Source organism: Diplocloster agilis, assembly GCF_019042275.1.
In the GTDB taxonomy this organism is placed as follows: domain Bacteria; phylum Bacillota; class Clostridia; order Lachnospirales; family Lachnospiraceae; genus Diplocloster; species Diplocloster agilis.
Genome location: NZ_JAHQCW010000022.1, coordinates 68323 through 89341, shown reverse-complemented (window position 1 = coordinate 89341; position 21019 = coordinate 68323). Strand labels below are relative to the sequence as shown.

General features: G+C 50.8%; 12 protein-coding genes. 2 read left to right on the top strand and 10 right to left on the bottom strand.

The features are described 5' to 3' along the window. Positions 1 to 12 precede the first annotated feature (12 nt). From KTH89_RS13725 to KTH89_RS13715, 3 genes are all read right to left on the bottom strand, one after another. Entirely contained in the window at positions 13 to 711 is a 699-nt protein-coding gene (locus KTH89_RS13725; protein WP_158348772.1) for an ABC transporter ATP-binding protein, read from the bottom strand. A gap of 1091 nt (positions 712 to 1802) precedes the next feature. Next, positions 1803 to 2468, bottom strand: coding sequence for an acyltransferase (locus KTH89_RS13720; RefSeq protein WP_158348055.1), 666 nt, complete (start codon positions 2466 to 2468; stop codon positions 1803 to 1805). A gap of 47 nt (positions 2469 to 2515) precedes the next feature. After that, positions 2516 to 4654 carry a DNA topoisomerase gene (locus KTH89_RS13715; RefSeq protein WP_238722086.1) on the bottom strand — a complete coding sequence of 713 codons (2139 nt, stop codon included), beginning with the start codon at positions 4652 to 4654 and terminating at the stop codon, positions 2516 to 2518. Positions 4655 to 4942: 288 nt separating this feature from the next. Here KTH89_RS13715 and KTH89_RS13710 point away from each other — a divergent pair, with 288 nt between their 5' ends. Both KTH89_RS13710 and trhA read left to right on the top strand, forming a co-directional pair. Continuing rightward, positions 4943 to 5764, top strand: coding sequence for a MerR family transcriptional regulator (locus KTH89_RS13710; RefSeq protein WP_238722085.1), 822 nt, complete (start codon positions 4943 to 4945; stop codon positions 5762 to 5764). A gap of 200 nt (positions 5765 to 5964) precedes the next feature. Continuing rightward, positions 5965 to 6678: a PAQR family membrane homeostasis protein TrhA gene (gene trhA / locus KTH89_RS13705; RefSeq protein WP_238722094.1), complete on the top strand. Its 714-nt coding sequence runs from the start codon at positions 5965 to 5967 to the stop codon at positions 6676 to 6678. Between the two features lie 96 nt (positions 6679 to 6774). On the opposite strand, the gene KTH89_RS13700 is transcribed toward trhA, so the two are convergent. The 7 genes from KTH89_RS13700 to KTH89_RS13670 form a co-directional block, all read right to left on the bottom strand. Beyond that, positions 6775 to 8046, bottom strand: coding sequence for a redoxin domain-containing protein (locus KTH89_RS13700; protein ID WP_238722084.1), 1272 nt, complete (start codon positions 8044 to 8046; stop codon positions 6775 to 6777). A gap of 592 nt (positions 8047 to 8638) precedes the next feature. Further along, positions 8639 to 10447 carry a glycoside hydrolase family 36 protein gene (locus KTH89_RS13695; protein WP_238722083.1) on the bottom strand — a complete coding sequence of 603 codons (1809 nt, stop codon included), beginning with the start codon at positions 10445 to 10447 and terminating at the stop codon, positions 8639 to 8641. A gap of 7 nt (positions 10448 to 10454) precedes the next feature. Then, a complete protein-coding gene (locus tag KTH89_RS13690; RefSeq protein WP_238722082.1) occupies positions 10455 to 17057 on the bottom strand; it encodes an Ig-like domain-containing protein in 6603 nt (2200 codons plus the stop codon). Positions 17058 to 17070: 13 nt separating this feature from the next. Next, complete coding sequence (locus tag KTH89_RS13685) at positions 17071 to 17289, bottom strand: hypothetical protein (protein WP_238722081.1); 219 nt, start codon at positions 17287 to 17289, stop codon at positions 17071 to 17073. After that, positions 17262 to 19091, bottom strand: a complete 1830-nt coding sequence (locus KTH89_RS13680) for a hypothetical protein (RefSeq protein ID WP_238722080.1) — start codon at positions 19089 to 19091, stop codon at positions 17262 to 17264. Before KTH89_RS13680 ends, KTH89_RS13685 begins: the two co-directional genes overlap by 28 nt. Before the next feature lie 60 nt (positions 19092 to 19151). Beyond that, positions 19152 to 19982, bottom strand: coding sequence for a carbohydrate ABC transporter permease (locus tag KTH89_RS13675; RefSeq protein WP_158348039.1), 831 nt, complete (start codon positions 19980 to 19982; stop codon positions 19152 to 19154). Then, entirely contained in the window at positions 19982 to 20878 is an 897-nt protein-coding gene (locus KTH89_RS13670; protein ID WP_158348037.1) for a carbohydrate ABC transporter permease, read from the bottom strand. The genes KTH89_RS13675 and KTH89_RS13670 overlap by 1 nt, the downstream gene beginning before the upstream one ends. Positions 20879 to 21019 lie beyond the last annotated feature (141 nt).

Here is a 21019-nt window from a genome sequence, read left to right as displayed (position 1 = left end):
ACAAGCATTTACTCAACCTTCATCACCGCCCGTAATATCGAAGAACAGATCTTCAATGTCCTGATCTTTTGCTTCCTCTTTGGTATACTGCCCGATGATCTTCCCTTTTTCCATGACAAACATGACATCCCAGAGTTCTTTTACCATCTCAAGCATATGGGTGCTGATCAGAATCGTCACGCCCTGCTCCCTCTGCTCCAGGATCACCTGTTTTAACTCCTTAATGGCTCTGGGGTCCAGTCCCACCATAGGTTCATCCAGCATCAATACCTGGGGACGAATCAAGAGGGCGCAGCAGATACTGACCTTCTGCATCATCCCTTTGGAGAGCTCGTTCCCCAGCTTATCCTGTTTATCCTCCAGCTCAAAGCGGGTCAGCAGATCCATGATCTCCTGCTCGCTCACCGATACTCCGTAAGCTCTGTGTATATACTCCAAATGTTCCCGGACGGTCAGCGCGTCGAACATGGCCGGAATCTCCGGCACATACCCGAACTGTTTTTTTGCCTCCAGTTCCCGATTGGAGATTCCCTGTATCCCCACACCGCCCTCGAAGCGGAGCAGACCGGCAATGCTCTTAATAATAGTAGATTTTCCCGCCCCATTGGGCCCCAGCAATATTCCCACTTTCCCATTCGGTACCGTGAAACTGACATGATCCACCGCCAGATTTTTCCCATATCTCTTTGTCAAATCCTGTATTTCCAGCATAGCAACTGCTCCTCTCATAATTGCCCATGTATTATTGTACTAATCCTTTAATACAATAATACATACCCTCAAGTTATTTGTCAAGATTTTATTTCACAAAGCGCTGGGGCGGGAGCACGAGGGCCGGAGGGGGCCGGCACGAGGGCAGTCTTGCGGAGGGCGTCAAAAGCTGCGGGAGCCAAATCGCTTCGGCCGGGTCTAAGAACGGGTAACTGCGAAGAGACCGAAACCTCCGATTAGCAGAACCCGGGGCAAACTCGCCAAAATGCGGCTCAAACAGTGCCCCGGGTTCTGCCCGGTTTCGATCTCTTCTCCGTAACCCGTTCTAAGACCCGGCCTCAAGCGATTTGGCTCCCGCAGCTTTTGACGCCCCCGCAAGACCGCCCTCGTGCCGGCCCCCTCCTACGTTGGTGATACTTCTACTACAAGACTTGTGGGCCAAAGTATTTGAGGCCGGGATTTTGAAAGGGTTATCCAAAAATAGTGGGGTTTTTACTTGGCATGAACCGGACTAAGTTGCCGGAATTCGGCTCTGACAGTACCCCGGGACGGTTCTTCCTCAGGGGGCGGGTATGCCCGCTTCTTAAGGCTGGGGACAGCGGCGGTATTCGGGGAGGCTTTGTTTGTCCGCTGCTTACGGCTTGGAACCGCAGGCGGTATTTGGGGACGCTCCGGGCGGCCGGGTTCTTTTGTATCTCCCTGGGAGCGCATAGGGCGGCTGTGAATACGCTTAGTGGAATCGAAAGGCCGGGTTCAGGATGCACGGCGGACTTCACGTCCGACGGGCAAGAGCCTCTGAACCGGGAACACATCACGTGTTCCTGGTGAATAGGCTCGGTTCCTGAACCCGGCTTTTCGATTTCACTTAGCGTATTCCAGCGCTAGCCCTCTGCGCTTCCAGGGAGATACAAAAGAACCCGGCCGCCCGGAGCGTCCCCAAATACCGCCCGCGGTTCCAAGCCGTAAGCAGCGGACATACAAAGCCTCCCCGGATACCGCCGCTGTCCCCAGCCTTAAGAAACGGGCATACCCGCCCTGAGGAAGAACCGTCCCGGGGTACTGTCAGAGCCGAATTCCGGCAAATTCCCCATTTACCGCTTTTCGGCAATTTCTCCTTGTTTTTTGTAGATTGAATTGCTTGGAATGAATCCTCGGACCATGGAGAGCGGATATATGTTGCTATGTCTTCCGATTACTGTTCCGGGATTTAGGACGGAATTACATCCCACTTCTACATAGTCGCCTACCATGGCGCCGAATTTTTTTAGTCCTGTGGCAATGTCGCCGTCTTCGGTGTGAAGGACTACCAGGGTTTTATCGGATTTTACATTTGATGTAATGGAACCTGCGCCCATGTGGGATTTGTAGCCTAGGATGGAATCGCCTACGTAGTTGTAGTGGGGTACTTGTACGTTGTTAAACAGGATTACATTTTTTAATTCTGTTGAATTGCCGACTACACAGCCTTCGCCTACCAGAGCATTGCCCCGGATGAAGGCGCAGTGCCGCACTTCCGTATTTTTACCAATGATGACGGGGCCGTTTAATGATGCGGTGGGCGCTACTTTTGCCGAACGGGCTACCCAGATGTTTTCTCCCCTTTTTTCGTATTCCTCTTCCGGCAGTGTTTCTCCCAGCTCTTTTATAAATGCTCCGATTTCTGACAGTACTTCCCACGGATATTCGGCTTTTTCCAGCAGTGAGGCTGCCTGGGTCTGGGTTAAGTCATAGAGATTCTTGATTTTCATTGCTTCCATTTTATGGTTTCCTTTCCGATGTTTGATTTTTCGGTGTGATTGTTACCTCATGTATTAGACGTTTCCATTTTCGGTTTCATTTCGGGCGGGGCTGTGTTGGCTGTTCCGGCTTTTTTCGCCCCGTTTGTGTCCTTCTGGTCCGCACTTTTTGGATCTTTGGCTTTTGTCTTGCCGGTTTGGCGGGTGGCGCTCTGCTTATAGAAGGCGGCGATTCTGTCGTAATTGCCCCGCAGCGCATACTGGTTCTGCAGCCCCAGCACGCCCTGGGTTCTGGATCGGATAAATTTATCCAGCTTCTCCATGTACTCATCCGGTGTTATGGTTCCCTCCGCCACGTAAGTTAATCCCTTTTCCCAGCTGGCCGTCAGCTCCGGGTTCAGCAGGGAGCGTATGGAGGCGTTCACCACATCGTAAATCATTTCTCCCAATTGTGTGGGCGTGATGATCTGTGTTTTTTTATTCAGCCCCAGATATTCGATATTGACCAGTTTTTTCAGTATCTCCGCTCTGGTCGCGCTGGTTCCGATGCCGCTTCCTTTGATCTGGGCACGCAGTTCTTCGTCCTCGATCAGCTGGCCCGCATTTTCCATGGCCAATATCATGGAGCCGGAATTGTAGCGCTTCGGCGGGGACGTCTCCCCTTCCTTGATGTCCAGGCTGCTCACCGGCAAGCGGGCGCCTTTTTTCAGCGCGTGAAGAATCGCCAGCAGTTCCTCATCGCTTAGGTTTTCTTCCTCCGTGCCGTCCTCCTCGGCCTTTTTCTTTTGCTGCGGCCGGCCAGCCACCTTCAGATATCCTTCCGATAACAGGACCCGGAAATTGGAGAAAAATTTTTCTCCCCGGATATCCGCAGTCAGCTGAACCTTCTGATATACAGCCGCCGGATAGAAAATACTGAGGAACCGGCGCACGATCAGCTCATAGACTTTAGCCGCGTTGGCGTGCAAAGACCCAAGCGCGCCAAATCCCTGGCCTGTCGGTATGATCGCATAGTGATCCGTGATCTGCTTGTCATTGACATAGCGGGTCTTGGCCAGATTCTTATAGGAGCCGTTCTCTAAGATCTCAGCCGCGAAGGCTCCTGTCCTGGCATAGTTTTTAAGCCCATACAGATTCTTCTGAATTACTTTAGCCACCGCTGTGGACAGCACCCGGGCGTCAGTTCTTGGATAGGTTACCAGTTTTTTCTCGTATAATTCCTGGGTGATGCGCAGAGTCTCATCGGGGCTTAACTTGAACAGCCGGGAACAGTCGTTTTGCAGCTCCGCCAGGTTAAAGAGCAGGGGCGGATTCTTATTTTCTTTCTTTTTCTCAATCTTATCTACGACCGCCGTAATAGGCTCTTGTTCACTCAGGAAGCGGATCAGCTCTTCAGCCTTTTCCCGCTCTTTGAACCCATTTTCCTTATACAGGTCCCGGGAGCCAAAGTAACGCGTGCCCTCTACCGCTTTCCATTCACCCTCAAAGGGTTTTCCTTCGTGGTCATAGGTTCCGACTACCCGGTAAAACGGCGTTTTTACAAACTCACGGATCTCCCGTTCCCGTCTTACCACCATCCCCAGCACGCAGGTCATCACCCGGCCTACGGATACCACGGTGCGGTTTACCCGCAGATAATTCGCTATGGAATTCCCGTATTTTAAGGTCAGCAGTCTGGAAAAATTAATCCCCATCAGATAATCTTCCTTGGCCCGCAGATAGGCGGACGCCGACAGATTATCATATTCCGACAGGTCCTTCGCCGTCTCGATTCCCTTGCGGATCTCTTCCTCCGTCTGGGAATCGATCCAGACCCTCCGGCGCTTCTTGCCGTGTACCTGTGCCATCTGTTCCACCAGCCGGTAGATGTATTCTCCTTCCCGCCCGGAGTCGGTACAGACATAGATCGTATCCACATCCTGCCGGTTTAACAGCCCGCTGACGATCTGGAACTGCTTTGCTACCGACGGAATTACCTCATATTTGAATTCCTTCGGCAGAAACGGCAGGGTTTCCAGACTCCATCTTTTGAACTTGATATCATATACCTCGGGATAGCTCATGGTTACCAGGTGCCCCACGCACCAGGTGACGACCGCTTCCTCTGATTCCACATACCCATCATGCCTCACCGTTCTAAGATTCAACGCTTTGGCAAATTCCTGGGCCACACTGGGTTTTTCCGCTATGTATAATGCCTTCGACATGTACTTCCAACTTTCTTATGTATCCGTGCAAGGCGTGCCCGCGCTGCAGACAGGCGCTCACATCCTGCAAAACCGTACCGGTTTTGTAATGTTTTGCAATTATGATATTATTTTTCCTTTCATTATATTACATCCTCCGCTTTTTTGGCAACTGATTTTGAGATCCGTTCCGGGCAATGGTTCCCGGCGGTAAAACAGACAGGCATAGCGGTTGTCATTTGTGTTATACTGGTAATGTTGATAAACAGGCAGATGAATCATACGGAAATATTGAAGAGGGGATACATTATGAAAGAATTGTTCACCGTGGGGGAACTATCGAAATTATTTTCCATGAACATCCGGACGCTCCGTTATTATGACCAGGCCGGTATCCTGAAACCGGAAAAAACGGACAGCAAAACCGGTTACCGTTATTACTCTACCAGGCAGTTTGAGCGTCTGAATACGATTAAGTATCTTCGGGCGCTTAATATGCCTATTGAAAAAATCGCTCATTTTTTTGACAATAAAGACACGGAAACAATGGTGGATCTTCTGCGGGGACAGCAGGAGGATATCTGCCGTAAAATCGCCGATCTTCAGATTATCAGCCAGAAAATAGACAACCGGCTCACCCAAATCCAGGATGCCGTATGTTCCAGCATGAACCGTATTGAAATACGCCGTATGAAAAAGCGGGCGGTCTTAAGCCTGCGTAGGGAAATTTCCCGGGATACGGATCTGGAATATCCAATCCGGGAGCTGGAGCGGCTCAATGAGTTAAGTCCGGCCATGTTTCTTGGAAAAGTCGGGGTATCGATCTCTTCCGCCGATCTGCTGCTCCGGAAATTCGACCGCTTTTGCGAAATCTTTGTCTTTGTGGAGGATGAAGACCGCTATGAAGGAAAACTGGACTTTCTAAAGGAACAGGACTATCTCACTATCCGTTTTTCTGGAACCCATGCAAAATCCGATGACTCTTATAACCTCCTGCTGGATTATATGGAAAGGGAAAATCTTCGGATTACAGGCAGTTCGGTTGAAGTCACCCTGATCGACTCCGGGCTTACCAATAATCAATCTGAATTTGTCACGGAACTTCAGATCCCCTTTGCGCGCGAAATATAAAATGAAAGGTCTGCACAAAGAATATCCTTTTATGCTTTCACATATATCTCTTGATACTTCTATGTTAAATATCGGAAATTTCACAAAAAATTATTGATTTTTTTGAAAGATGGGTATAGTATTAGTATATGCCATATGTAGTTTTTAAAACTATATGTCGTGATATCATTTCATTATCAGGAGGTTTTTATATGAGCACAATGACTGCTACTGCGTTACCCGAACGAACAAAAGAAATACAAAAAACAAAAGATATACGAAAATCAAAAGAGCCCGGCAGTGCAATCACGCATTTTATCGGTATGGTGCTGGCCCTGGCCGGAGCCATCCCCCTTTTAATCCGGGGAGCCGGGAATCCGAATCCATATCATGAACTTTCACTGGCCGTCTTTATCATCAGTATGGTGCTCTTATATGGCGCCAGCGCCACCTACCACTCCCTGGATCTGTCTACCGACCGGGCGAACCGCATTCTCCGCAAAATGGATCATATGATGATCTTCGTCCTGATCGCCGGTACTTACACCCCTATCTGCGTCATCGTATTAAAAGGAGCGACCGGATACGGCATGCTGGCTTTCGTATGGGGCATTGCCCTGGCCGGCATGATAGTCAAAGCCTGCTGGATCACCTGTCCGAAATGGTTCTCCTCCGTTATTTATATCGCCATGGGCTGGGTTTGTGTCCTGGCGTTTAGCCAGATCTTCCATACGCTGACTGCCGCAGCTTTTGGCTGGCTTCTGGCCGGCGGTATCATTTACACGGTGGGCGGAATCATCTACGCCTTAAAATTGCCGCTTTTCAATTCCCGGCATGAGAATTTCGGCTCCCATGAGATCTTTCATCTGTTCGTAATGGGCGGAAGCCTCTGCCATTTTATCCTCATTTATCAATACCTTGCCGTTATGGCATAGATACCGAAGCTCCCCAAATAAGAATCCGTCTTCTCATTTGGGGAGCTTTCGCTCATGTTCACCGGCACTCCGGCATTGAATGCTAACCCTGACTTGTCACGCTCCACCGTCCTTCGTTTGCTGGACGATATTGTCCATAATACTTCTGGTCAGTGTCCCACGCACATAACCGAACACCTGTCCGTTTGCGCCGATCATAAAGGTGGTCGGGAACGCCTGGATGCCATAAGCCGCAAACACCTCCCCTGTGGTGTCCATTACTACCGGATAATCGTAACCTCCCTCTTCCAGGAAAGCGCTCACTTCTTCCACCGTACCGTCCTGATTTCTCGGATTCTCTGCCGTTTTCGGATTTGCCACTCCAAGAACAATCAGATCCTCTTTGTTTCCTCCCGATTCCTCATACAAAGCCTGGATATCCGGCATCTCTTTCTTGCAGGGTCCGCACCAGGTCGCCCAGAAGTTCAGAAATACTACCTTACCCCGATAATCCGACAACGTATGCTCTTCCCCGAATTGATCCGTCAGCGTAAAGTCCGGGGCGTAATTCACCTCCTCTGACTGCGCATCCGGATTATCCGCGCCATCCGCGTGATCCGATGCAGATCCATTTTCCGATGCAGAAGCGGTATCCGTAATCTTGCTGTCAGAAAGATATCCGGTAACCCCATTCATCCATCCGGTAAACATCATGACTCCTATAAAAATCATCAGAACTCCGCCAATTTTTACCGTATACTTCACAATTTTCTGGTGTTTTCGGAAGAAGTCCAGGACCGTACCTGTGAACAGTCCTACCGCCAGGAACGGAAGAACGAACCCCAGCGTATATACGCCGATTAATCCAAATGCTGCTGCAGAGCTTGAAGCCGAGGATGCCATCAACAGCACGCTGGCCAAAGCCGGCCCGACACAGGGCGTCCAGGCAAAACTGAACGTAAATCCCAATACCAGGGCAACCAACGGGTTCATGGCAAACCGGTCCAGGCGGATCGGCAGCCGGTGTTCCCGCTCCATTCCCAGGCCCCCGAACAGGCCCAGCTGGAACAGTCCGAACAATACGATAAGCGCCCCGCCCACCCGAGCGATCAGCACCCGGTATTCGGAAAAGAACTGCCCCGCGGCCGTAAAGCCGAATCCCAGCAGGAAGAAAGCAAAACTGATACCGATCACGAAGAATAATGTATTGAGCAGAACCTTTCCTTTCTTATAAAATATCCGTCCGTTTTCATCCACACTCTTCGTACCGCCGGCCAGATACCCTATATACAGGGGAACCAATGGCAAAACACAGGGGGAGAAAAAACTCACGATTCCCTGTAAAAATACCGTCAACGCTGAAACTCCCACATTAATATTAAATCCCATTCACCGTCACCTCATCTTTCCTGTCAGGCAAAAACTGTCAGACAAAAACTTTCGGGCAGACATTTTTTTATCCGCTGAAATCATTTCTCTTATCTGTTGGAATTATTCCTTTTAATCACGAAAATCATTCTTACATCTTCCGAAATCATTTCATTCTCTGCCAGAATCTTTTATTTCACATTTTTTAACAGCCAGCTTATGTGTTTATGTGCTATGCCTGATCCTTATATCTGTATTATTTTTTTGGTTTCAATCTGTAATTGCTTTAATTACAGTTAGGAATAGAATTATAATATCAGTAACGGTTCGTTTTGTCAACAATTATCTAAAAATCCCCCTCCCCCGGACATTGAAGCGGGAAATGTAGTAACAGTTATTTTCAAGGATATGTCACGTTTAGGCCGTGACTATCAAAAAAAGGCGCCGCACGGAAAACTGCCAAAAATTTATTCCGGGTACGGACGCCTTTCTCTATCTTAAGTTTTATTACCTCATCACAGCATCTTGTTATCCAATTACATTACCTGCATACCATCCCCTATACTCCTTCTAATATGCACTTTCCATGACCTAACGTTCTTTTTACGGATTCCTATAGACGTGTCATCACAACCGTCCCACTGGGCGTAACGTCGATCACATGGACTCCCGGTTTGATCTCTATTTCCGCTTCCCGCTTCACCTCGCCGCAGCAGTCATATACCGTCGCCAGGTATTTCGGATTAATATCTCCAACGGCGCCGGTCTTCCCTGCCATACGCTCCCTTTGATCCGCACCTCTATATTCCAGATACAGCTTATCTCCAGCCGACCCATTCACAAATACCATGTCGTCATACAGAGTTTCCATAAGAATCACCTCACGGGTATGCCAGGTGCACACAAACTGTTCTTTAAAACTTCCCTGCACCACATTATATCTGGCGATGGGATTCAGCGGTTGAAAGGTTCCTCCGATAAACGCATCCCGGTATTTTTTCCATAGGCCGCAGTAAAATCTGAGCATCCTCCGGTGATCCTCCGGCAATTCGTTAAGCCGCATGGAGATCTGCGGAACGCTGAACAGGATATTGATGATCTGCAGCGCCGCGCTCTCTGCCGTATCCTGCGGATGCCACATGATCATATCCGAATGCACCGCGCTGTCCCCGCAAAGGAGCCTGATATCCGTCACCCTTACATGATTTTCCACCGCGTCAAAGGGGCAGTCCACCGCACGGAAAATATTTCCGTAGCTTCTCATCAGCGGCCCATTGTAAGTCTGCCGGAATTCCAGCAATATATCCGGTTTCCGTTCTTTGAGTCTGGCGATGCAATCCGTCATCAGCCGGTCCGCCGCATCATGGAAGGATACGGTATCTCTTCTCTCATCGGTTTCTCTCCCGCTGAACGGAGTAACAACGAATTCATCCACAAAATCCATCTTAAACCCGTCCACATCCCAGTCCAACAGGGCATTCTCAAACAGCGAGATGATAAACTCCCGGACCTGGGGATATCTGGGGTCCAGCACATGCCAATCCCGGTCCGCGTCCGGATCGATCAGCATATCCGCAAACCTTTGGAAATTCTTAGACTTTTCGCCGATAAACGGCAGGGAGTACCAGGGAATCACCTTCATCCCCAGACTGTGGACTTTTTTTACAAAAGCCGCCATATCCGGAATCTTGGATGGCGCGGGTTCCCAGTCCCCGCAGTAAGCATAGCCCCGGCTGCTGTCATCCGTCTGCCACCCGTCGTCCAACAGAATCGCTTTGCAGCCCAGTTCTTGGCAGAGACGGCATTGGGTCAGCAGCGCCTCCTCCCCGATCATCTGATGGTAACTGTACCAGGTGGAGTACATAGGTTCTCTGGCTGGTCTTGGGACAAAAGCCGGCCTGTTCCGCCCGTCCTCTTCCCACCAAAGCGCCATTCCCCGCAGGACGTCATAATACGGGATTTCACGCTGATCCAGCCGCAGGGTTACATCGTATGATGACCTGGCGGTGTGTTCCTCGCCGAACATTTCCACGGTAAACGCGTACTCCCCGGTTTCCTCCACCGGAACCACCTGGAACCCAAACGTATTCAGGGTGTCGGACAGGCCAAGCGCCGCGCAGTTTTGATTGTTCATGCCGATCAGGGCCTGCACCGGCGCGCCGGTAAATCCGTTTGTCTTTTTTAAATATTCAAACCAGTCCTGGTTCAGCGCCTTGATCAGGTGTATCTTAGGATTCCATATCTCATGTACTTCACAGGACGAAACGGTCACTGTACACGCCACAGGCTGGAAAATCTGTTTTCCCCCGCTTTCTACATGAATCTGAATGTAGGTGATACCGCCGTCTTCCGTTATCTCGTGGGAAATTGTTAAATTTCCCACGTTTTTTGCTACGGCAAATTCATAAGCCCGTCTATTCATAATCCTGCTAAACCTGCCTTCTCTTTCTTAAAAGTAACACGATACCCGCTGTCAGGCTGAGCAGCATTAATACTGCCAAAGCCGCCGGCTGCGCCGAATCCCCGGTATTCGCCCCGCCGCTGACGGTATTCGCGTTCCCGTCGCCTGAATCCTTATTCTGATTTGTATCTTTGTCCGAATTGTTCTTATCCGTATCTTTGTCCGGGTTTTTCGGATCATCTTTTCGAAGCGCTTCCGCCGCATCCTTTAGTTTCGCAAGGGCTTCCTTGTAATCAGCCTCAGAAGCCTCCTGATTATTCAGTACGGCTTTTGCGTAGATCAGTGCATCCTGGAAAGCCTGTACGCTCTGGGTCGTATATCCCTTCAGATCTTTCGCCTCCGCTGCTGCGATCTCATCTGCGATGGTTTTCTTATATTCGCTGCGGTTCGGCCCTGTCTTAATCAGAGCCGCAACTGCCGCACTTAGCTTTCCGCGTGCAGTTATAAGATCTTGCGTACTGGAAGCCGGATCATTCAGCACGCCTTGTACCAAAACTAACGCATTCTTTAATGCCTGCACGCTCTCTTCGGAATAGCCCATAAGATCTTTGTTCTGTGCCTCGGCGATCTCGATTCTCAGGGAATCCAATTCTGTCTGCCGGTCCGGGTCTTCCGGTTCGGGTTTCGCCAGCGCGTCATAGGCCGCTTTCAGGTTCTCATAGGCCGTCCGGTATTCCTCTTTCGTCGTACCCGCGTCCAGCGTGTCTTTTGCCGCCTGCAGGGCTGTACTGAATCTCTGCGCGGATTCCTGTGTATATACGGAGAGATCTGTTCCGCCGACCTCGCTTATATAGTCGGAGAGAACCTTGCGCTGCGCTTCCCTCGCCGCTTCCTCCTCTGCCTGCCTGTACAGCTCCGCAAGCTCAGTTACCGCATTTTCAACCTTTGTCTTCATGTCATCCACAACGGACTGAAGGGCTTCCTCATTGTTTGAAAGATCCGTGGCATTTGTCAGCAGATCATTATATTTCTGCTGTTGTTCTGCGGTGAGCAGATTCCAGCTCTCTAGCGCCATCTTATCCGACAGATTCTGTATCTGTTCCTTCAACGCCTTGGTATTCGCCTTTCTTCTCAATCCGTCCACGGCGACCGCCAGGTTGGCGGCTGCTGTATTGATGTCAGCCTGGGTGGCGTCGTCCCTGCCTATCACATCTTCGATATCGGAGAACAGTGCCGTTAGGATATTCCACGTATCTTTTGTGTAGTCATCCGGGTTAAGATCCTTCGCCTCCGCAAGCGATGTGCTCAGTTCATCCTTTGTGGGGATGAAGGTTCCGGTCACCTGGATCTCGGAGAAATTCACTTTGTTGCTGAAACCACCCCAGGAACCCTGATGTCCCCTTCCGCTGACTCTGATGTACCTGGCTTTTACCGGGTTGTTCAGTGTAATCGTCTGTGGAGCGGTCTGCCCGGCCTCCGTCTGAAGCGTCTCATCATCAGCCAGTACCGTAACCGTTCCTTCTGAGAAATCAGCATCCGTGGACAGCTCGATTTTACAGTTTTTCCAACGGATATAGCCTCCGTTATAATATATGGTCCGGTACACATTTACCGTGCTAACCAGATACTCTGCCCCGAAATCATACTGCAGGTATACATTCTCCCAATTGCTGTAGCCATTGTCACTTCCGCCGGTCTCCTCCCCTGCGGACATCTGGGTAAATTCTTCATGCTCATCCGAAGTATCCGTATTGCCATCCGTGGCTTTCTCCGGTCTGGTAACGCTTGTATTGGAGGCAGGCATTTTTCCTTCGATCAGACTCTTGTTTGTATCCTGGGAAACTGCCACCAGGCCGGCCGCCGCCGTTTCCAGATTCCGGTAAGCTTCGATCTGCGCTTCCTGAGAAGCCCCGCCATCCGCCAATACGTTTTGCGCCCGTTTAAGCGCTACCGCAAACGCTGTCCAACTGGCAGTCGAATAATCACCGATTTCGGACAATTTTCCCTCCATCGCGGTCACCAGTTCTTCCAGATTGACCATCAATACCAGGTTGTCAATGGCATTGGAAAGCGCTTCGTAAGCATCCTGCACCTCCTGTGCTGTTGCTTCGTCGTTAATGAGGACGCTCTCAGCCACCGACTTGGCCTGCGCGTAATCCGCCCAGGATTGATCGGTATACCCGTCTTCTGTAAACGGCCGGTCCACCAGAGCCTGCAGCGCTTTCTTATCAATGTCATAGCGTACCACACTGTCCAGAGTTGCTTCTCCTTCCGACACATAGAAACGGATCGGAGTCTTGCCCGCCTGCAACGTTTCCATGATCTCCGCTTTTGTCTGTGATGCCGGCAGAGCCACCGTCTTGGACTGATCCCCTATTATATAAGTAAGAGTGCTGTCGGTATTTGCCGCATAGTTCACCTCCAGCTTCGTCATTCCCGTGCTCTCCTTGCCTACGGGAACCGTTACGCTGTTTGCCTCCCCGGCAGCTCCGCTAACCAGGCGGCCATTGGACGCGTTGCTTTCTTTGTTGATCTTTGCCGTACCGCTCAAGGTGTTCAGGTAAGATTCGAATTCATACGTCTTGTCTTCTTTTTGTTCCTGTGTCCCGCTTAATACGATCCCTGCAATCGACCAGGAGGTAATCTCAGGAATTTCCACAGTTACCGAGCCGTCCGCTGCGACAGCCGCCTCCACAGTCAGAGGCGTCTGCTCCGTGTCGTAGGTCGTCCGGTAGATGGTGGCTGTAACCTGGCTGCCTGCCGCGTAAGGGACATTTTTCATATTAACGCCCACATTATCATAGGATTTGGCGGAATAATTATTGATAAATACCACCGCGTCACCGGCCATATTTACCGCTCCGATGGCTTGTGACATAGAACCGTTGATGTCCGTGGATTTCACGGCGTAATCTCCGTCTCCCAGCCCCAGTTTTACCGAGAGCATTCCCCAGGTCCTGGTGAAATTGGCCAGATACGGGTCGCCGCTATTCCAGGTATACATGCCTTTTCCGCGCTCGATCCATCCTGAGCTGGCCTCGTAATCATCCATGGGCACATCCGCCGGATAACAGGTATAGTAACCGCCTCCCGTGTAACCGTCGATCATCATGTCAATCAGGTTCTTGGCATGCCAGCCCACACTTTTGTAGCCATATGTTTCATCCGTCGGCTGGCCTGTGCTGATATTATATTCATTCAGGAAGAGCGGAATATCCTTTCCGGTCTTCTGTCTGAGCCAATATTTCAGATTCCGGCTGTTGGCGCCGCCGTTGCTGTCATCCTGGTTCGCCGGCCGGTCCCCGTATTTATGTATGGAAATAAAATCGATCCGGTCAATCCAGTTACTGAACTTATCGGAAAGGATCGTGCCCAGGACGCCGTAGTCACCGCCCCAGCTGTCATCCGCGCCGCCGCCCAGCTTCACCTTCGGCTTCGCATTGGGATCCCCGGTAAGCTCGGCTTCCGCCTCGTAGATTGCGTCGATCGCCTGGTAGAACTGGTCCGCCGCAATATCATTCACGATATTCCCGCCGCTGTACGCCGTACCGTTCGGATCTATCTGATTGCCGTGAGTAGGGATATACCAGTGTGGTTCGTTCAGGAATTCATAATAATCAATCTTATCCCGCAGCATTAAGTAAACTTTTTTCACAATATCCCTGTAAACCGCCCAGTCTTTAGGCGCCCCGTTACACACTTTCTTCGTGTGCGGATCACCTGATACGACTTCTCCGGCCGACAGCCACTCCGGTATCTGGAAGGTCATGACCATAACCTCGTAGTTCTGCGCGTTTGCCGCGTCTACCCAGCTCATCAGTCTGTCGGTATTCCAGTTTTCCGGATTAGAGAGGCCGTTCAGGTATACCCCATTCTCCTGGTAATATTCCATGTCCGCCTTGTAGCCATCCAAAGTGAATTTTCTCGCCTGGCCATCCGGTCCCGTCACATAATAATAGTCCGATTTTACATAGTCCGGCTGATCCGGATTATAGGAAGAAGGCCTTTGCCAGTTGGTATCCGGTGTTTTCGTCCAGATCGGGAGGATCTCCTGAAGCCTGGCATCCGCTCTCATAAACCGCACTCCCGCCTGCTCTGTCAGCATCGGCCATACCTGAGAATGATCCCCGACGTCGCTGTCATTCTTATTGACGCTGGGATAATGGGTAACGCCGAATATACCAGGATGTCCGGTCGATATGGTATTACCATAATCGACATTGACGCTTCCGCCCGATACCGGTTTTACGATGGTGACCGTACAGTTCGAGGTCTTCTTGCCATCCTCTGTGGTAGCGGTGATTGTCGCCGTACCGCTCTCTGCAACCGCCTCTATGGTCGCGCTTACGTTATCCTGAGCCGTAATCTTGACAATCGACGGATTCGAGCTCGTCCAGGTAATATTCTTATTCTCCGCATCTGCCGGTGAGATCTCCGCCGCCAGTGAAGCGGTATTTCCCTGTTTTAGGTTCAGCGTGCCCGGAGTCACCGTAACCGATGAAACCGCATTTTTTACCGTCACATCAAAAGAATTCGTCACGGCGGGATTAGTTCCGGCAATCTTTGCCGTGATCGTACACTTTCCGATCTTTTTCGGGGTCAGGAGGCCTGAATCCGCATTTACCTCAACCACCGCGGAGTCAGAAGACTCAAAGCTGATCTGTCTGCCCACGGCAGAGGATTCCGGGAATATCCTGGCATCCACCGTAAAATCTGTTTTTTTCAGCGGAAGGACATAGCTGCCGTCCTCCAGCTTTTCCAATTGGTACAGATTCTGCAATCCAATGGATAACTGGACATCTTTCGCCTCCAGCACTAACTTGTCCGGTTTTAATTCGCCGCCGGTGGTATAGAACTGAATGGTATTACCGCTGCCGGCCTCCAGCGTAACTTCGAAATCCACAGGCTGTGTCAGCGAGGCGCCGGAGCCGTCAACCTGGAAAGCCGTATTTCCGTTTACGGATACCATAATATTGCTGTTTCCGCTGGCGGCATATAAGTGGGCGGTATAGGTCCCCGCTCCGTCCGCGGCCACCTTGCGCAGCGTGACAAAGTTATCTTCTCCTCCGAAACCTGAGACTGTCCGGTTAAAGGAAGCTCCTGTGGTCCAGCCGATCTCCATGTTACCGCCAAAATGGTTGTCCTGGCTCTCGAATTCGTACATGGTCTGGGCCGGCAGATTCTTCTGGTTCCCGCCCTTCACGACCAGGCCCATGGCACAGTCGGCGGGAATGGACGGGATGACGGCCGATATGATTCCGTTGGTCACCTGCGCGCTGACCGTCTGCCGGGGGCTGGAACCGTCGTCATCCGCGGACGCCACATACAGCTCCAGTTCAACCGCGCCGTCCTCATAGGGCACATTCTTAAGCTCAATTCCCACATTACTCTTGGCGGAAGAAAAGTTGGTCAGCAGCATGATTGCCTCATTCTGATTATTCACCATGGCAATGGAATCATCCACCGGCCAGCTGCTGCCCATATCCGTGGATACCACCTTAAAATCTCCCGCGTTTAACCCCAGCTTGTTGCCCAGCAGGTTGTACACCTTGGCAAACGGGTTCAAGGTAGCGTTCTTATCCGCATCCAGCGTATAAGTATAGCTTCCCGCCTGATCCGCGGAGGAAACCGTCCCGTCAAACAGAACGACGTCCCACCCGTCCCGCATCGCTTTAAACAACGCGCTGGTATGGTACTTGATACCGTCCGTGCCTGTGATCTTACTATCTGCGGCAGCGGCATTCTTGGCGGCCGTAGACCACCCGGTCATATAAAGCGGCATATCCTGGTTGGACAATGCGCTGCGGATCGCCTTGCGGCCGGCCTTGAATTCCCCGAATATATCCTGATTGGAATTCCCGTCCGTGGGTTCCGCGCTGTATCCTCTCACCGACACATACTGAAGAAGCGTCTGGTCGGCCTCCTCCTTATTGTGGCTCAGCGCTGCCTTCACGTTCGTGGGCAGCGTATCGTTTTTATTTGACAGGGAATAACCGAACCCGCCGATGGTTACCGACGGAAGTACGGCCCGCACTTCCCGCGCCGTCGTATAATACATATCGGTAAAATCGGCGTCGGACAGGCCTGTGGGCGGTGCGATCTCCACATGGCTGATGATATCTTCGTATCCCCCTTTGGCATCGCCCAGGAACTTACGAATCATTTTTTTGTAGTCCTCTGCTTTGCCGGAATCATACATGCCGTTCCCATCCGCGTCCAGCCAGGAGGGGAGATTGGTAAACTCCAACATGGCCTTCATGCCGGAACCCCGTACGCTGGTCAGGATGCTTCCGGCCACATGCGCGTAATTTTCATATGCTTCCGTGTTCATCGTGTCCGCATCGTCCGGGAACAGTGCATTCAGGTCCACATCTACCTTGACCAGCTTGATTCCCATGGTGCCGGCCAGTTTCGTCCAGGCATCCCCCTGATCCTTCGCGGGCGTCCCCACCCCGCCGAATAATTCCGGCGTACCGCTTCCGATGCTCGTATTATAATCCACCACGATATTTCCGCCGGCAGCGCGGGGCATCGCCTGCTGCGTACCCGAGGCAGCTGCGGTTCCTCCCGTTCCGAATATCAGCACAGCGGATAATATGCCTGAAAGTATACTCTTAAATTTTTTTCTCATATTTACCCCCGGTTTATTCATCATCAAAATTTGTAATACGGTCTAACATTCTACGATAGCGAAATCTCGCCATTTCATTTTTCTCCAGCACATCCTCTTCACTTCCCGTGTACTGGCAGCGGATACAATAGTATTCCTCTTTCTCCTTATCGTAGAACATATCGATATCCAGGTCCCTCATGAAGCAGGAGGGACATCTGTAATTCAATCTGCCTTTTCCACTTTGAGCCATGAGTTCAGCACCTCCCCTTCTTTCATCCTTTTCTTAAGCCCCAGTGTATACATCGGGGAAAATGCGTAGCCTTCGCGGATATAACCGGTGACATCCTCTTTTGCTCCCACGCTTGCTTTGGTGTTAATATCCGGAATCAGCACCTCCGCTTTTTGGGCATGCTCTGCTTCCGCTTCCCGGCATTTATACGCGTAACGGATACTCTGCTCCTCTTCGGGGCCCGTTACGCTTAAGATGATATCGCTCATATCCTCGGGATACTCCGTAGTGCCGTAGCAGCCTGTAAAATATTCCTGGATTTCCACCTCTGCGCCCGGATTGCTCATTTTCAGGATCTCCCTTTTTATTCGGATCTCAGAGCTTCCCTCCACGAAATAAAATGTGGTCTGCATCTTGACCGTCAGGTCATAAAATTCTATTTCCACCGGTTCCAGGGTCAGAATCCGCGTATCATCATCCTCGCTGAAATGCGCCTTGGTTCTGCACAGGCACATATCTACCTCTTCCCCCTTGTACACGATCTTGCAGCTCTTGATGGTGCCTTCCCCCGCGTAATGAGTAAAGTATCCGGCACGGTATTTCTCCTGGATCAGAAACGGATAGGAAGCATCCTGCACATGCCGGGTGCCAATTCCCACCGGCCAGTCAATCTTGGCGGCATAGGGCCGCAGATCCACCAGCGCGCCGCCCTGGTTCATGTCCACACAGGTACGCATATAGGGGTCCGCGTACCAGAACAGCTGTTTTTCCGATCCGTACAAAATATCTCTCCAGAGTGCGCATTCCGGCTGGCTATAGGTCTTATTCGCACGGTAAAAGTCCGCGAATTCCGCCATTGTCATGGCTTCCAGCCCGCCCTCATCCCGCAGTTTCGCATAGTAGGCCATCCCGTCCTCATAGCTTTTCAGCAGTAACTCATACGGCGCCTCCCAGCGGCCCATTTTGTTCATCCAGCCCGGGCCCACAAACATCATGTTATAAGCGTATCCCCGGTTATACTTTTTCAGGGAACGGTACTGGTCGATCAGGTTGTACAGATACGGATACTGTCCGTCCTTGTATATCATGCCGCGCAGCACGTTCTGGGGATGGGTGCCGAAGTTGGAACCATTGCCGTCAAAGCAGGCGATCAGGTCTCTGGACAGATGCGGGATCGCGACGATACCGGAATCCTGTTCCTCATTTTCCGCCGGCGCATGCGTATTCTGTTTCGACGGAATCCAGGGATTCCAGGGACCGCCGTCAAACAGGGTATACCAGGAATTGTTGCAGGTGTGGTAGGCCTTCGGTCCTTCTTCCCAGCAGGTGGCCACCGCGCACTTGACGGTTGGATATTCCGCCTTTATATAGTTGGTCAGCTCCGCGTCCATATAGTAGGAACCGGTAGATTCCGGGTAAAACCCGAAGCAGTCATGGAATTTTTCGAACACATCCCGGACAATGGTTTTCTTATCTTCCAAGGAGAACATCCAGATGCAGAAATCTTTGGTCTTGTATTTTTCCCGGAATTCCTCGCAGGGCAGTCCCAGCAGGGTCAGTGATATCTCATCTCCATATTTGTCGTGGTGTTCCTTCGCAAGGGACACCGCCTCTTCATTAAAGAGACTCGCGTAGGTCATCTGTATCGTCGTTTTAAAACCGTTTCTGTGGGCGATCTCCTGCTGCGTCCGGAATATATCCAGGGATTCCGTCAGCAGGGTCTCCCGGCCCAGGTCTTCCTCCTTTCCATGCCCCGTCACTTTTTCTGCATACTCCGGCACCATTTCGGGACGGTGTATAATATTCAGTATAAATTTATCCATAAATACTTGTGTCTCCTTTATCCTTTCATTTCCCTTTTTTGAAACATCCGTGATCCAAAGTCAGCTTTTGACCGCTCCGGCGATCATACCGTCGACGATATATTTCTGCGCACAGATGTACACGATCAGAATCGGAAGTATCGACAAGACGATGAAGGCGCAGACATAGTTCCACTTGTACGTCATATAGCCCACGAAACTGTAGATACTCAGAGGTATCGTATTCTTAGCCACATCCGTGACAAAGTACAAGGAGATCTGGAAATCATTCCAGACGCCCATGAATACGATAATGATATTCGTAAACACCGCGGGTTTTAACAGTGGGAATATCACCTGGAAAAACATACGGCTGAAACCACAGCCTTCTAACATAGCCGACTCATCCAGCGACCTGGGGATACCTTTGATGACGCCGGAATAGATCATGATACTCAGCGGCATCCTGGATGCCACATGAATCAGGATGATCGAGAGATAGGTACCGCTTAATCCAAGCGTCTTCACAATGATAACTTCCGGGATCAGGGAAAGCGGCGCGATCATACCGATCAGGAAGTAGTTGGACAACAGGCCGCTCAGTTTGTCGCTTCTTCTCGTGAGGGTAAAGGCGGTAACCGATGAGACCAGCACGGTCAGCAATACGGAACAGCCCGTTATAATCAAACTGTTTTTAAACGCGCGCAGCAGTTTTCCCTGCTCGATCACGTAGGAGAAATTTTCCCACAGGAACTTCTTCGGCATCGTCAGATTCACAATCGCCGCTTCCTCCACCGACTTAAAGGAAGTCAGGATTACCAGGAAGAATGGAAAGAGCACCAGAAAGGTCATCACCAGGCAGATGATATAAACCGCGGTATGTGACATTGCTTTTTTTGTCTTATAATTCATCAGATATCCGGCTCCCTTCTTCTCAGGAAATTCAGCAGCGGCGAAATTACAATGACGATCAGCAGGAATTGTATCAGGTTAATGGCTGACGCATAGCCCAGCGTTCCCACACGCATGGCGTCATAAGACAGCTTGCTGATCACCTGCGTGGCCCCGTTGGGACCGCCGTTGGTCATAGACATGACTATATCAAAAATGTTAAATCCGCCGATCACACAGAGCGTAATCGTCGTGTTGATGGACGGGGTGACCAGCGGCAGCGTAATCGCTCTGGTCGTCTGCCATGCACTGGCTCCGTCGATTCTCGCAGCCTCATACACATCCGTGGATATGGACTGCAGCCCTGCCAGGATGATAGCCGTGTTAAAGCCGACCCACATCCAGGATTCCACCGCGCACACCACATACAGCACAATGTTGGTATCCCCCAGCCAGTTAAGGGCCAGGCCGCCAAGCCCGATGCTGCGGAGCGCCTCGTTTAAGATTCCGGTATCCGGCTGCAGGATAAAGGTAAATACATAACCGATGACCAGCGCGCCAATGGTGCAGGGTAAGAAAATCACCGCCCGGAAAAAATTCCTTCCCCGGAACGCCCGGTTCAAAAGCAGTGCGAAGACCAGTCCCAATCCTACCTTCAGGACCGTCGTTACCAGCGCAAACAGGAAGGTATGTCCCAGCGCAGGTAGAAAGCTCTGGGACGCGAACAGGTCTTTGAAATTGCTTAAGCCCACGAACCCGGGGGATTCAAAATTGTAAATGCTCCAGTCTGTGAACGAAAAGATAAATCCGCCAACGATAGAGCAGACATAAAACACGGTAAAGATGATAAGTCCGGGAACGGCAAATTGGAGCGGATAATATTTTCGTTCCAGTTTGCTGACATTATTTCGCTTCACGTTATTCCTCCATTTCTATATAATAGGATTCTGTCACCAGAGTTTCGCAAGCAAAACTCCCGCCTGTTTTCCTATCGCATAAAAAAGGGGTGTCACAAAATCCAGCCCTGCTGAAATTCTGTAACACTCCTTTCTCAATCC